Annotated in this window: 12 protein-coding genes; 11 read left to right on the top strand and 1 reads right to left on the bottom strand. The window is 42.7% G+C overall.

Going from position 1 to position 13,313, the window contains the following annotated elements:
- Positions 1-18: 18 nt before the first annotated feature.
- From nuoI to spoIID, 10 genes are all read left to right on the top strand, one after another.
- Positions 19-438, top strand: coding sequence for an NADH-quinone oxidoreductase subunit NuoI (gene nuoI / locus ATG70_RS16670; RefSeq protein ID WP_098445376.1), 420 nt, complete (start codon positions 19-21; stop codon positions 436-438).
- Complete coding sequence (locus ATG70_RS16665) at positions 435-944, top strand: NADH-quinone oxidoreductase subunit J (RefSeq protein WP_098445375.1); 510 nt, start codon at positions 435-437, stop codon at positions 942-944. Before nuoI ends, ATG70_RS16665 begins: the two co-directional genes overlap by 4 nt.
- Positions 941-1,255 carry an NADH-quinone oxidoreductase subunit NuoK gene (nuoK, locus tag ATG70_RS16660; protein WP_098445374.1) on the top strand — a complete coding sequence of 105 codons (315 nt, stop codon included), beginning with the start codon at positions 941-943 and terminating at the stop codon, positions 1,253-1,255. Before ATG70_RS16665 ends, nuoK begins: the two co-directional genes overlap by 4 nt.
- Positions 1,256-1,271: 16 nt before the next feature.
- Positions 1,272-3,116 (top strand): NADH-quinone oxidoreductase subunit L, encoded by a 1,845-nt coding sequence (nuoL, locus tag ATG70_RS16655; RefSeq protein ID WP_098445373.1) that lies wholly within the window; start codon positions 1,272-1,274, stop codon positions 3,114-3,116.
- Positions 3,116-4,606, top strand: a complete 1,491-nt coding sequence (locus ATG70_RS16650) for a complex I subunit 4 family protein (RefSeq protein ID WP_098445372.1) — start codon at positions 3,116-3,118, stop codon at positions 4,604-4,606. Before nuoL ends, ATG70_RS16650 begins: the two co-directional genes overlap by 1 nt.
- Positions 4,607-4,609: 3 nt before the next feature.
- Positions 4,610-6,136: an NADH-quinone oxidoreductase subunit NuoN gene (nuoN, locus tag ATG70_RS16645; RefSeq protein ID WP_098445371.1), complete on the top strand. Its 1,527-nt coding sequence runs from the start codon at positions 4,610-4,612 to the stop codon at positions 6,134-6,136.
- Between the two features lie 205 nt (positions 6,137-6,341).
- On the top strand, positions 6,342-6,575 hold the full coding sequence (locus ATG70_RS16640) for a DUF1146 family protein (protein WP_098445370.1): 234 nt from the start codon (positions 6,342-6,344) through the stop codon (positions 6,573-6,575).
- Between the two features lie 548 nt (positions 6,576-7,123).
- Positions 7,124-7,870, top strand: a complete 747-nt coding sequence (locus ATG70_RS16635; RefSeq protein WP_098445369.1) for a YwmB family TATA-box binding protein — start codon at positions 7,124-7,126, stop codon at positions 7,868-7,870.
- 29 nt (positions 7,871-7,899) lie between these two features.
- On the top strand, positions 7,900-9,225 hold the full coding sequence (gene murA, locus ATG70_RS16630; RefSeq protein ID WP_098445368.1) for a UDP-N-acetylglucosamine 1-carboxyvinyltransferase: 1,326 nt from the start codon (positions 7,900-7,902) through the stop codon (positions 9,223-9,225).
- 177 nt (positions 9,226-9,402) lie between these two features.
- The gene (gene spoIID / locus ATG70_RS16625) at positions 9,403-10,404 is read left to right on the top strand and encodes a stage II sporulation protein D (RefSeq protein ID WP_098445367.1); all 1,002 of its coding nucleotides are present in this window, start codon (positions 9,403-9,405) and stop codon (positions 10,402-10,404) included.
- Positions 10,405-10,452: 48 nt separating this feature from the next.
- Here the strand turns inward: spoIID and ATG70_RS16620 are convergent, their stop codons facing one another.
- On the bottom strand, positions 10,453-11,940 hold the full coding sequence (locus ATG70_RS16620; RefSeq protein ID WP_098445366.1) for a glycosyltransferase: 1,488 nt from the start codon (positions 11,938-11,940) through the stop codon (positions 10,453-10,455).
- A 324-nt stretch (positions 11,941-12,264) separates the two neighbouring features.
- Here ATG70_RS16620 and ATG70_RS16615 point away from each other — a divergent pair, with 324 nt between their 5' ends.
- On the top strand, positions 12,265-13,167 hold the full coding sequence (locus tag ATG70_RS16615) for a M23 family metallopeptidase (RefSeq protein WP_098445365.1): 903 nt from the start codon (positions 12,265-12,267) through the stop codon (positions 13,165-13,167).
- Positions 13,168-13,313: the final 146 nt, after the last annotated feature.

Here is a 13,313-nt window from a genome sequence, read left to right as displayed (position 1 = left end):
ACAAGGGAGGAAGCCAACATGCGTGGATTAGCGAAAGGATTAGCTTACACCCTCAAAAACATGACGAAGGAAAAAGTGACGTACCAGTATCCGGATCAGCCCCTTGCTTTACCAGATCGCTTTCGCGGCATTCAAAAATTTTATCCTGAAAAATGTATTGTATGTAATCAGTGTGTTGCGATTTGTCCGACAGACTGCATTTCATTGACAGGTATCAAACATCCCGATCCAACTAAAAAAGGAAAAATTATCGATACGTACGATATTAATTTTGAAATTTGCATTTTGTGCGATTTATGCACAGAGGTCTGTCCGACTGAAGCGATTATCATGACAAATAATTTTGAGCTCGCTACGTATAGCCGCGATGATCTATTTAAAAATTTAGAGTGGCTCGATGAAAATGATACGAACCTTCGAAAGGAAAACAAAGTATGACCGGGGAGCTGCTCATATTTATTTTCCTATTTCTTATTACGATGACCGGCGGCTTGCTGATGATTAATCTTTCAAAAGTGATTCATATGATGATGGCGCTCGTCCTAACGTTTCTCGGCATTGCAGGACTCTATATAATGCTTTCCGCTGAATTTGTAGCGGTCGTTCAAATTTTAATTTATTCCGGAGCGATTACGATCATTATGTTATTCGGAATTATGCTGACAAAACATTCAGAGGAAGAGCCGAAGACAGGGTGGGCAAAAAAAGGCATCGTGTTAACAGTGATCACCGCTTTCTTTTTAATTGTATTTAAAGGAATTCGGACAATTTCACTCGGTCCGCAAGCGGAGAAACTTCATGAAAACAATACCGAGCAAGTGGGGCTAATGTTGTTCACAGATTATGTCATTCCATTTGAACTCGTATCCGTCGTTTTACTCGTTGCGCTTGTTGGAGCCATTATCCTCGCGAAAAAGGATGATGAAGAAGGTGAGAAGCCATGAGCTCGATTCCACTTTCGGCCTATTTATTAACCGCTTTGCTCCTGTTTTGTATAGGGCTATACGGGGCGCTAACGAAGCGAAATGCGGTCATTGTGTTAATTTCTATTGAATTAATGCTGAACGCCGTTAATTTAAATCTTGTTGCTTTTGCAAAATACGGTGTTGGCGCATCGATTCGTGGTCAGGTGTTTTCTCTTTTTACGATTACGGTTGCGGCAGCTGAAGCGGCTGTCGGGCTTGCTATCCTGATTGCCCTTTATCGAAACAGGGCTACCGTCAATGTTGATGAAATGAACACACTTAAAAAGTAGCGAAGGGGGTAGAAACGTGGACGCTGTCTGGCTTATCCCGATATTGCCGCTTCTCTCATTCCTTATCATTCTATTCACCCGGCCGATCCTCTATCGAAAATCCGGTTTTGTTGGGACGATTTTCGCTGGAGCTGCCTTTGGCTGTGCGCTTCTTGTCCTATTCAGCCATTTGATACAAGGAAATCGGCTCGTAGAAGCCAATTGGCTGTCGATCGATACCGTAATGATTACGGTGGGATATGAAGTTAATCCATTAAATGCGTTAATGCTTGTGATTGTGACGCTTGTCAGTTTTCTCGTACATATGTATTCCATCGCTTATATGGCGAATGACGAGCGCATTGCCACATTTTTTGGCTACCTCGGTCTCTTTACGTTTGCAATGACGGGGCTAGTTCTTTCACCAAACCTTCTGCAGCTCTACATTTTTTGGGAGCTTGTTGGGGTTTGCTCCTTCCTTCTTGTTGGTTTTTATTTCTACAAACCTGAAGCAAAAGCAGCTGCTAAAAAAGCTTTTATCGTAACGAGAATAGGCGATATCGGTTTGCTCGTTGCGATTTTCTTATTGTTTTGGCAAACTGGTAGCTTTGAGCTCGATGTTATTTTTACAGCAGTGCAAGCAGGTGACATCGCGCCATCGATGATCACACTTATCGCAATTCTAATTTTTGTTGGAGCGGTTGGAAAGTCAGGACAGTTTCCGCTTCATACGTGGCTTCCGGATGCAATGGAAGGCCCGACGCCAGTCTCAGCATTGATCCATGCGGCTACGATGGTAGCAGCTGGTGTCTATCTTGTTGCCGTGATGTATCCACTCTTCTCAAGCTCTGAAACGGCAATGACGACTGTAGCCATCACGGGAGGATTTACGGCGATTTTTGCAGCAACAATCGCTCTCGTGCAGCGAGACATTAAACGGATTCTTGCTTATTCAACGATTAGCCAGCTCGGTTATATGATGCTTGCATTAGGTGCAGCAGGTTACACAGCAGGTATTTTTCACTTAACGACACACGCTTTTTTTAAAGCGCTTCTGTTTCTTGCGGCAGGAAGTGTGATTCATGCCGTTCATGAGCAGAACATTTTTAAAATGGGTGGGCTTAGAAAGCAGCTTCCGATGACAGCAGCATTATTCTTGATCGGCTGTTTATCGATTTCCGGATTTCCGCTTTTCGCAGGTTTTTTTAGTAAAGATGAAATTCTCGTTTCAACCTTTGCCGACGGGCGATACGTTTTATTTTCGATTGCGCTATTGACGGCTTTTCTCACAGCTTTTTATATGTTCCGTCTGTACTTTCTCGTCTTTTCTGGCGACCGTTCGTGTGAAGCGAAGGAGTCTTCAAGGGTGATGTTGATTCCAATGCTCGTACTCGGGGTGCTTTCCATCGTTGCAGGTTATATGCAGACAGCCTGGTTCGGTTCGTTTCTTGGAGACTGGTTAGAAACGAGTCCATACCCAGTGGCGGTCGTTCATCACGCTGCGCCAACGTGGATTCCAATAAGTGCGATTCTTTTCTCACTAGCGGGCATTGGTCTTGCCTGGATGACGTATGCGAAAAAGCGACCACATGCAGAAGAGAGTTCAAGTGCCTTACACCGTCTTTTATCAAAAGGATACTTTCTCAATGAGGTTTATGATAAAACCGTCGTAAAAGGAACGCGTGTGTTCGGCTACTTCTGGATATACTTTGATCGTTTTATCATCGAAGGAGGTGCACAGGCGGTCACAGTGCTTGTAAAACGAATCGGAAAAGCGGGATCAGGCGTACAATCCGGTCAGGTGCAAACGTATGGAACGGTAGCCTTCTCAGGTCTTGTCGTTGTCATGCTGTTAATTGCCATATTAGGGGGGTATTTCTAATGGGCTTGCTAACGATCTTAATTCTCTCCCCGTTGCTCGGCGTAATCGTGCTAAGCCTTATGCCATCAAAGCATGGATCGATTAAAATGGTTGGTATTCTTGGAACAGTGCTACCGCTAATGGTAACGATTGTTGTTTATAGCTTTTATGATCGGACACTTTCAGGTATTCAATTTGCCGAAAGTTATCAGTGGTTTGAACTGATGACGGCAATTAGTCCAAATGAGCCATATCCGGTCACATATGACCTTGGGGTAACCGGTCTGTCGCTATTGTTTTTAATGCTATCTGCGCTTATCACCTTTCTCGCTTCACTCGCTGCCGTTCGGATCCAGGAGGATGTAAAAGGGTTCTATATTCTCTTTTTACTACTTGAACTCGGGATTCTTGGCGTCTTTTCTAGTGAAAATTTATTTTTGTTTTTCTTATTTTTTGAAGTGACACTTGTGGCCATGTTTATCCTTGTTGGAAAGTGGGGAGGGTTTGAGCGGGAAAAGGCTGCTTTTTCTTTCCTTGTTTATAACGGCATCGGTTCAATTCTGCTTTTAATTGTCATTATTGTGCTATTCGTTGAGATGCGAACGATGAATATTAGTGAACTAACCCTTCTTTTGCAAGAAGCTGATTCTTATGAATTTCTTTCAGGGAATACGCGAATGTGGCTCTTTGTCCTTCTTCTAGTCGCGTTTGGTACAAAGCTTCCGATTGTGCCACTTCATACGTGGATGGTTCGTGTGCATGTCGAAGCTCCAATTGCAGTGGTTATGATTCATGCAGGTGTTTTACTGAAGATTGGTGCTTATGGTCTTATTCGTTTCGGGGCAGGTTTTTTCCCTGATCAGCTAAAAGAAACGGCCGTTATTCTGGCGATTCTTGGCGTTGTTAATTTACTCTATGGAGCTTTTATCGCTCTTGTGCAAACGGAGCTGCGTGCCTTGCTTGCCTATTCATCGGTTTCCCATATGGGCATTGTGCTCATTGGAGTGGCATCCTTTAACACGGCTGGTCTACAGGGAGCGATCTTTCAAACAATTTCACATGGTTTGATCGCAGCGCTGCTGTTCCTCCTTGTTGGCGTTATAATTGACCGCTTTCACACAACAGAGCTTGCGAATTTAGGGGGAGTAGCAAGTCAGACGCCGCTTTTCGCAGGATTCTTTCTTGCTGCAGGTCTTGCTTCACTTGGGTTGCCAGGAATGAGTGGGTTTATTAGTGAATTTCTCGCGTTTCTCGGTTTATTCGAAACGATGCCTGTTATTGGCAGTATCGGTGTAATCGGTCTGATTTTAACCGCGGTTTATATGCTCCGGGCAGTGCTGGCCGTGACATTTGGAGAAAGAAAACCGCTTTTTGATAAACAAAAAGATTTATCAGCGATGGAACTAGTTCCGTCCGCCGTTCTTCTCAGTCTCATTATCTGGATTGGTGTTTATCCTGCAGTATTGTCCAACACACTTCAACTAGCGCGTACGCTCGGGATTGGGGGTTAAGATATGGAGATCAATGAGTTACTAAACTACCAATGGAGCAGCATGATGCCAGAGTTTACAATACTGCTGACGGCAGTGACGCTATCACTACTTGATTTGTTTATGCCAAAGAACAGGGATAGAGCGATTCTCGTTTGGTTTGCCCTCGCAGGCATTGCGCTGGCCATCGTCTTTCTCATTTTTCAGCTTGATGATGGCGTTGTGACGATAATAAATCAAACGTATCGACTCGACTCCTTCGCAAAAGCATTTAAGCTTCTTATGCTCATTGGGACGGGTCTCGTTCTACTGCTAGGGATAAAAGCAAATGACCTTGATGAGGTGAAAGGAGAATATCCCTACCTCTTGCTAACAGGTTTACTTGGTGGGATGATGATGGCTTCAAGTGCGGATTTAATTACGCTTTTCGTCGGGTTAGAGCTTCTTAGTCTATCATCCTACATTCTTGTTGGCATTCGTAAAAAGAACCAGTTAGCGAATGAAGCTGCTTTTAAATACATCGTTAATGGCGGAATTGCGACAGCCATCACGCTGTTTGGAATGAGTTACTTATTTGGCCTGACTGGGGAAACAAACATTTATGAAATTCAAGCTTTAATGGGTAGCGACATTGTGACAGAGAATCGGTACATCGCTGTGTTTGCTTTTCTTATGATTTTTGTTGGTCTCAGCTTTAAAATAACAGCCGCCCCATTTCATATGTGGGCGCCGGACGTTTACCAGGGGGCTGAAACGCCGATCACCGCCTATCTTAGTGTGGTTTCGAAAATTGCAGGGTTTGCGATCATGCTCAGACTCCTCATGGTTCCCTTTGTTTTTGCACCTGGAACTGGAAAAGTCATTACACCAGATGGGTTAAGCTATGAGACGCTACTTGTCTCGGTTCGTCCCTATCTTGTGTTACTCGCTGTTCTCACAATTCTGATTGGAAATCTCATTGCGCTAAGACAGTTGAATGCGAAAAGGCTGTTCGCCTATTCGAGTATTGCGCACGCTGGCTACCTTCTCGTTCCGTTAGCTGCTTTATCAGAGCTCGTCTTTGATGCCGTATGGTTTTATCTTGCCGCTTATTTGTTAATGAATCTCGGGGCATTTGCCGTGATTCATGCGCTAGGTGACGAGACGAAAGAGGTAACAGTCGATTCTTTTGCCGGTTTATTTAAACGCTCTCCTTATGTCACAATCGCGATGACGATCTACCTTTTATCGCTCGCTGGCATCCCGTTAACGGCTGGCTTTATCGGCAAGTTTGAGATTTTCATGAGCGCACTAGGCACCGAGCCGAAGCGATTCGTTCTGGCACTCGCCATGTTAACCGGAACAATCCTCTCCTATGTTTATTATTTTGGCTTATTCATTCAAATGTATTTCCGTCCATCAGTAACGAAAAAGCCAGTCGTTGCCTCAAATGGGCTTGTCGCTGTACTCGCGATCACCGCAGCAGGAACCGTTATACTTGGCGTCTTTCCTTCCGTTGCATTAACTTTTATTCACGATCACTTTCAATTCCTTGAAATCTTTAATCCCTGAAACAGCAGAGGAATCTGCTGTTTTTCCGTGTATGAAACGAAGAAAAAGGAAAATATGGCGAAAACGCCTTATTTGTGTGAGAAAAAAACGCTGATTAGGGGTAAAGTAGGATATTCATTTGTATTGAAATCTCTTATAATAGGCTATTAGATGGAAAAATGTACGTTTGTCGAATGGTGCACTTGCAGATAGGGGGGTAGATAAGATGACAGAAGCACTGGCGCAACAATCGATTTTAACGATTGTGATTAACCTGGTTTTCATTATGATTACCTGGTGGGCGTTACAAACCGTTCGGTTCGATGTCTTTTTCAAAAAACCGAACAGTCCACAGGCGAAAGTCCTCATGATCTTGCTAACCCTAAGCATCGGTTCCCTCGCAAGCAGTTTCTTCCTAGATTACTACAACTGGTCACTCCGTCTACAATATTTCTTTTAAAAACGAAAAGCGGAAACGCCCGTTTAAACCCGACAAGCGCTGGAGGCTTTTAGAGTGAACACGGTCTTTGTGTTCAATCAAAAAGGTGAAGCGACTCGAGGGTTTGGGCGTTGCAGCTAGCCAAGAAAAGCGAATGCGCCCGTTTAGACCCGACAAGCGCTGGAACCTTGTAGAATGAACACTTGCGTTCAATCTACAAGGTGAAGCGATCGAGGGACTGGGGGTTGAAGCTAGCCAAGAAAAGCGAATGCGCCCGTTAAGCCCCGACAAGCGCTGGAACCTTGTAGAATGAACACGCTCTTTGTGTTCAATCTACAAGGTGAAGCGACTCGAGGGACTGGGCGCAGCAGCTAGACAATGAAAAGCGAATGCACCTGTTTAAGCCCCAGGGTTTAAACAGGCACTGCCAGCTAGAAAAACTCAAAAACAGTTCATATACGGAAGCTTCTTACGGAATTTGTCGGGATCTGACTACAACTTCCATGTATGCCTTCCCCTCCCATGGTCACACTGAAAGATAAGAAGACCAGAACGGGGAGAGGGTTAAGATGAGGCTTCTAATCGGATTACTGTCCATTTTACTTCTAGCGAGCTTTTCGAATGGTACATCAGTCTCAATTGAAGATGAAACGGAAGTAAAGACTGCCGAGATGGCGAATGTTCTACTGACCCACAATTATTCTATACAAAAGTGGTCGCTTTACACGCGAGAAAAAGTGAGTTTCATTCCAAAGTCGTTAGGGTACAAAGGTATTATGTCCCAGATTTCCAAAAGAGCACCAGGTTTTCAATGGGGTGATTTGGAAAAAAAAGACGGTAATGTAAAAGTAAGCGGGACAAGAATCGATTCAGAATTGGGTACGAAAGAAACACTGACACTCGTATCTTATCCAGAAGAAAATCGCATTAGCTCTTATCTTATTTATAACATGGAAATTAAAGGGTTTTATCAGGAGGAATGGCGAACAACGTACGAACGATTTAAGGCGCAAAAGTCACAATTAGTTACGCAAGAAGCCCCAGTTTTCTCTTGTTTTGTGGGTGAGAAAAATGATACAATGGACATTGTTTTGTACAATGAAGCAGACAAGCTGTTAGGAGCTTTTTCCGCTTCAAAAGTAGAAGAAATCAATGAAGAGACGTTTGTATCTCTTTCCGCATACCATGAAGAGTGGGAAGCAGATCTCGTAACGAACAACCAGAGAATGAACATACAAATAGCATTACGGAATACAGGAATAGGCGGCGGAATAACCGCTACAATTGGCACACCAATAATTACGACTGAATATTAATATACAAATAGGACGCGGAGGGGAATACGTTGGAAAAAATCATCGTCCGAGGTGGCAGGAGATTGTCAGGCTCTGTGAAAGTAGAAGGAGCTAAAAATGCAGTCTTGCCCGTCATCACAGCATCTATTTTAGCAGGTGAAGGCACGAGCACGTTAAATGATGTGCCTGCCCTTTCAGATGTACACACGATTAGTGAAGTATTAAGCTATCTTAATGTTGAGACGCAAATAGAAGGTAACACAATTAAAGTAGACGCAACAAAACCTTTGGAAACAGAGGCACCATTTGAAGCAGTTCGTAAAATGCGAGCTTCGTTTCTTGTGATGGGACCACTTTTGGCCCGCGTGGGTCATGCCCGTATTGCACTACCTGGAGGTTGCGCAATTGGTTCAAGACCGATTGATCAGCATCTTAAAGGCTTTGAAGCAATGGGTGCAGAAGTGACAATCGGTAACGGCTTTATTGAAGCTGGTATTAAAGGAAGACTACAAGGGGCAAAGATTTATCTTGATTTCCCAAGTGTAGGCGCCACTGAAAATATTATGATGGCAGCTGTACTTGCAGAAGGTACAACGGTAATGGAGAACGTTGCTCAAGAACCTGAAATCGTTTGTCTTGCGAACTATCTAAATGCAATGGGTGCAAAAGTACGCGGCGCAGGTACTGGTACGATTCGTATTGAAGGTGTGGAAAAGCTCGTAGGAGCAGAGCACGCTGTTATTCCAGACCGTATTGAAGCAGGAACATTCATGGTAGCTGCTGCAATTACAGGTGGTAACGTATTAATTGAAAATGCTGTTTCGGAACATCTTCGTCCATTGATTGCGAAGATGGAAGAAATGGGCGTTCAAATCACTGAAGAAGGTCAGGGACTTCGCATTGTTGGACCTGAAACGCTAAAGCCAGTTGACTTGAAAACAATGCCTCACCCTGGGTTCCCGACGGATATGCAATCTCAGATGATGGCGCTATTACTTCAAGCTAAGGGTACAAGTGTTATTACCGAAACAGTCTTTGAAAATCGCTTCATGCACGTGGAAGAATTCCGTCGCATGAACGGAAACATCAAGATTGAAGGACGCGCAGCAATCATTGAAGGACCTTCTACACTTCAAGGTGCAGAAGTTTCTGCTACTGATTTGCGCGCTGGAGCTGCTTTAATTCTAGCTGGACTTGTCGCTGATGGCTACACTCGCGTTGATGAGCTGAAGCACCTTGACCGCGGTTACGTTAACTTCTCTGGGAAGCTTGCAAGCCTTGGAGCTGACGTTGAACGTGTAACAGTTGATGAGACAGCAAAGCCTGCAACAGAAGAGTCTGAGCAAGCTGTTAATGTGAAACCTAAATTTGCATAATGTGAATAAAAGAGGAGGCCATGGCCTCCTCTTTTTTATGTGCAAAAAGTGGCTGTGCGATCAATCGTTTGCATATATATGGTAAAAAAACTCCGTATCTGCTTGCCGTTTCTGTTCTAAATGGTTGTCCATCTCCATACGATGGTAGGGGTAAGCAAACGAGAAGGAGGCATGTGAATGAAGCGAATTGTTGGCTCACTAATTCTGTTTGCGGCGATTCTAATCCTTCTCCCATCTATTCTGGTTTTACCTTTTGGAGCAACGGAGATGAAACCACAGACCAGTGAAGGGAATCAGATGACGAAGGAGAAAATAACAGAAGTGGTGGAAGTAGACGTACCGGTCTTTCGATCAGATCAGAAAGAAACAATAAGTATCCCGATCGAAGACTATGTGAAAGGTGTCGTCGCTGCTGAAATGCCTTCAGACTTTAATATGGAGGCGTTGAAAGCTCAGGCGCTTACCGCTAGAACGTTTGTCGTAACGAAGCTTAAAAATCCTTCTGCCAATCTTCCTGATCAAGCTGTCGTCACAGATACGATTCAGGATCAGGTATATAAGGATCAAGCACAATTGAAAAAAGCGTGGGGAGAAGAATTTGACGAAAAGTATGCGAGAATTGAAGAAGCGGTTCAAGCGACGACCGGTCAAATTTTAACCTATGAAGGCAATCCAATCTATGCTTCTTTTTTCTCCACAAGTAATGGCTATACAGAGAATTCAGAAGACTATTGGGAAAATAAAGCACCTTATTTAAGAAGTGTTGAAAGTCCGTGGGATGTTGATTCGCCAAAATACGAAGATAAAGCAACGTTCACAGTGGCAGAATTTGAAAAGAAACTTGGTGTAGACCTTTCAAACAATTCCATTGGATCCATTGAAAATTTAACCGAAGGCAAAAGAGTAGCAGAAGTTTCAGTAGGTGGGAAAACGTTTACTGGTAGAGAAATAAGAGATCTTCTCGGACTGAGGTCTTCTGACTTTACGTGGGAACGAGTGGGAGAAACGATTAACGTGGTAACAAAAGGGTACGGACATGGTGTTGGAATGAGCCAATATGGAGCAAATGGAATGGCGGAAGATGGTAAGGCGTACGCTGATATTGTGAAACATTATTATCAAGGTGTCGCGATTAGTGAGATGGAGAACTACGTGACAGATTATACGGCGAAAAGGTAAAAGAAAGACCGCTACTGTGAACAGTAGCGGTCTTTTTCTGGAGAGACCTTAGTTAAAGAAGGGAAGCTTAAATTTTTTCTGTTGTTTACCTAGAAGAACACTCCAATTTGATACAAAGGCTTCTTCTCGGAATTCTTTCTCGACGTCAATCGTTCCAAAATCCATATCCTTTACTTGTACCATTGCTTTTGATAGTGCTTCAATATTGTTTTTCTCAACGATAAGCCCATTTTCATGATCCTTCACTAAATCTCTCGGACCATATTTAATATCGTAAGCCACAACAGGACAGCCGTTATTCAGACTTTCCATAATCACCAGTCCAAATCCTTCATACTGACTCGGGAGGAAAGAAGCTTTTGATGAAGCAAAGACACCTTCTGGATCATCGGTTAATCCTTTTAAAGTTACGTGGTTTTCAAGCTTGTATTCGTTAATCTGCTCTTCAAGCTTTTCTTTTACCGGTCCTTCTCCATAAATATCAAGTGTAAAGTCAGATAGCTGTTCTCTCGCCATTTGATACGCTTCAATTAAATGATCAGGTTGTTTCACATCGGTTAACCTGCCGATGAAAACAAATTTATTTTCCTTCTGAACACTCTTGTTTCGAGTAGAAGGAGCAATGGAATGCGGAATGATGCTGATCTTTTCATTGTTAAAGATATGATGAGAAAGATCTTTTTTCTGTTCATACGTTAACGCAACAATATGATCGACGTCTTCCGCATGCTCGATCAAATACTGGTAAGACGATTTGACGTCATGAATGTCTTCGCTTTGTAGATGTGTATTGTGAAGGATGGCGATTTTCGTTACATCATTTCCCTTCATCTCACACATTGGTTTATCAAGAAGACGAGCATCATTAATAATGGTAGAACCATCTTCAATCATGTGCTCAAGACAATAGCGGAAGAAGTCTTTTTCTGTTTTAAATTCTAGAATGTCTTGTCCATTAAAGAGATGCATGCGAATCAACTTACTTTCATTTGAACCATCAAACGTTTTATTTACATAAGCATTGCCAGCATCATCATAATAGATTTCTTCAAGCTTATTCGTCGTTCCTTGCTTGTAGTTAATCTTTCTATGGCATTTCCCAAGGCTATTAAATTCTTTTCTACAGGCCCGTTTACGGTTGTAAGAATCCATAAAGTCGATAAATTTCAAAGAGCCGTCTTCCGTATCATAGTTTTTATAAAGAACGTACTCTCCGTTTTCAAAAAAGCGGTAGGCTTTATTTTTCTTTACTTCACGATACGTAAGGCCTTCTTCTTCGATTGGTTGCTCTACTTTATCACCTGAATAAGAACGATTGGCCAGATAATCGTAAATATTAATCATTTTTACCGAGCGCGGAACTTTATTTTGGCGATAGTACTGCTCGTAGATCTCTCCGTAGTATGGGTTGTAGTTTGTTGTAATAATTGTATATGACAGGTCAGCTTGCTCAACTAGTTTCTTCGTGCGGTCAAGGAGGGACTTTGTTCTGCCTCCGTATTGCTCAGGCAGTGTTGACGTAATCACGTAATTCATTAATGGTTAATCCCCTTTATGATCATTTTGATGTTATCAAAATAGATTTTGTTGTCAAAAGCGTATAAAGGTTATATACCCTATTGCCTAAGGAATCATTCTTACAAATAGATAACAAAATAGATACAAGAAACACTTACATATTGAGTAAAGAACTGGGAAATTATATCAGTGATATCATGCGTTCATCCATTATGGGAAACAAAGAAATTTCAAGTCCATGCATAAAAGAAACTCCTTTGTCGAAAAATAAATAGAACTTTTTTTCGTAAGAGGTATATAAATCTCGTAACCTGACCACAATGTTGCTGAGGTGATGAACAAATGGGAGACGAAAAACAACGATCTCATCCTGTTGAAAAAAGCGCTTCTAAATGGCAGAAGCTAGCAAGAAAACGTTGGATTTATCCAGCAGTCTATCTTGGTTTTGCAGCAATTGTTCTTGCAACCGTTCTATGGATGCAAGGCGGGCAAGACAATGCAAAAGATTTAAGTGGAATTGATGAAGAAAGAAGTGCCTTTGACACAAATGACGAGTCTGTTCCAGTTCTTGGTGATTCAGAAGTCTTTAAAGTACCTGCATCCGAAGATAGTGGCGTATTTGTGCAGAAACAATTCTATGACACATCAGCTAGCACGGAAGAACAACAAGCAGCCCTTGTTTTCTATAATAATACCTACTACCAGAACGCAGGAATCGACTATGCTAAAGAAGATGGCGCTAGTTTTGATGTCAAAGCCGCGATGAGTGGTAAGGTTGTGAAAGCAACGAACGACCAGTTACTTGGAAATGTTGTTCATTTAGAACATAACGATGGTGTTGTAACTGTTTATGAATCGCTTGAAGCTCTTGAAGTAGAACAAGGCGATACTGTAAAGCAAGGCGAAAAGCTTGGTACAGCTGGAACAAACACGTTTGATACAGACGCAGGTGTCCACGTACACTTTGAAGTACGTAAAGATGATGTGCCGGTTAACCCACTTGATGTATTTAGCCAGCCTTCTTCAGCAGTTGAAGCGCCAGAAGCTGGTGACGAAGTTTCAAACCCATCAGCCTCAGAAGGTACTGACGTTGAAAATCAGGACAACAGTACAGAATCCGAAATGGATGCTGAGAAAGACGCCGAAGAAGATGCAAACAGTGCTGACGAGGATCAATCCGACGAGCAAAAAAGCAACGAGCAGAAATCGGACGATCAAAAATCAGATACAAAGGATTCAGAATAACAGAAGTCCCCGAGTGATCGGGGGCTTTTTGTATGGAATAAAATCGGACACCATTCGACCTTTCCCGGGAAATAGCGCTATCATTCCTTATCGATTAAAAAGATTCGCTTTTTTGTGTCGGGAACACAGGTCTATTGTCATGTCGC

The sequence above is a fragment of the Bacillus sp. es.036 genome (assembly GCF_002563635.1).
Taxonomy (GTDB): domain Bacteria; phylum Bacillota; class Bacilli; order Bacillales; family Guptibacillaceae; genus Guptibacillus.
This window is presented reverse-complemented; position numbering and strand designations above follow the sequence as displayed.

What these genes read in the sequence shown, in the direction of transcription:
- ATG70_RS16665 (WP_098445375.1), top strand. Translation starts at nt 435, where the DNA reads ATGACCGGGGAGCTGCTCATATTTATTTTCCTATTTCTTATTACGATG.
- ATG70_RS16640 (WP_098445370.1), top strand. Translation starts at nt 6,342, where the DNA reads ATGACAGAAGCACTGGCGCAACAATCGATTTTAACGATTGTGATTAAC.
- ATG70_RS16615 (WP_098445365.1), top strand. Translation starts at nt 12,265, where the DNA reads ATGGGAGACGAAAAACAACGATCTCATCCTGTTGAAAAAAGCGCTTCT.
- nuoK (WP_098445374.1), top strand. Translation starts at nt 941, where the DNA reads ATGAGCTCGATTCCACTTTCGGCCTATTTATTAACCGCTTTGCTCCTG.
- spoIID (WP_098445367.1), top strand. Translation starts at nt 9,403, where the DNA reads ATGAAGCGAATTGTTGGCTCACTAATTCTGTTTGCGGCGATTCTAATC.
- ATG70_RS16620 (WP_098445366.1), bottom strand. Translation starts at nt 11,940, where the DNA reads ATGAATTACGTGATTACGTCAACACTGCCTGAGCAATACGGAGGCAGA.
- ATG70_RS16650 (WP_098445372.1), top strand. Translation starts at nt 3,116, where the DNA reads ATGGGCTTGCTAACGATCTTAATTCTCTCCCCGTTGCTCGGCGTAATC.
- ATG70_RS16635 (WP_098445369.1), top strand. Translation starts at nt 7,124, where the DNA reads ATGAGGCTTCTAATCGGATTACTGTCCATTTTACTTCTAGCGAGCTTT.
- nuoN (WP_098445371.1), top strand. Translation starts at nt 4,610, where the DNA reads ATGGAGATCAATGAGTTACTAAACTACCAATGGAGCAGCATGATGCCA.
- nuoI (WP_098445376.1), top strand. Translation starts at nt 19, where the DNA reads ATGCGTGGATTAGCGAAAGGATTAGCTTACACCCTCAAAAACATGACG.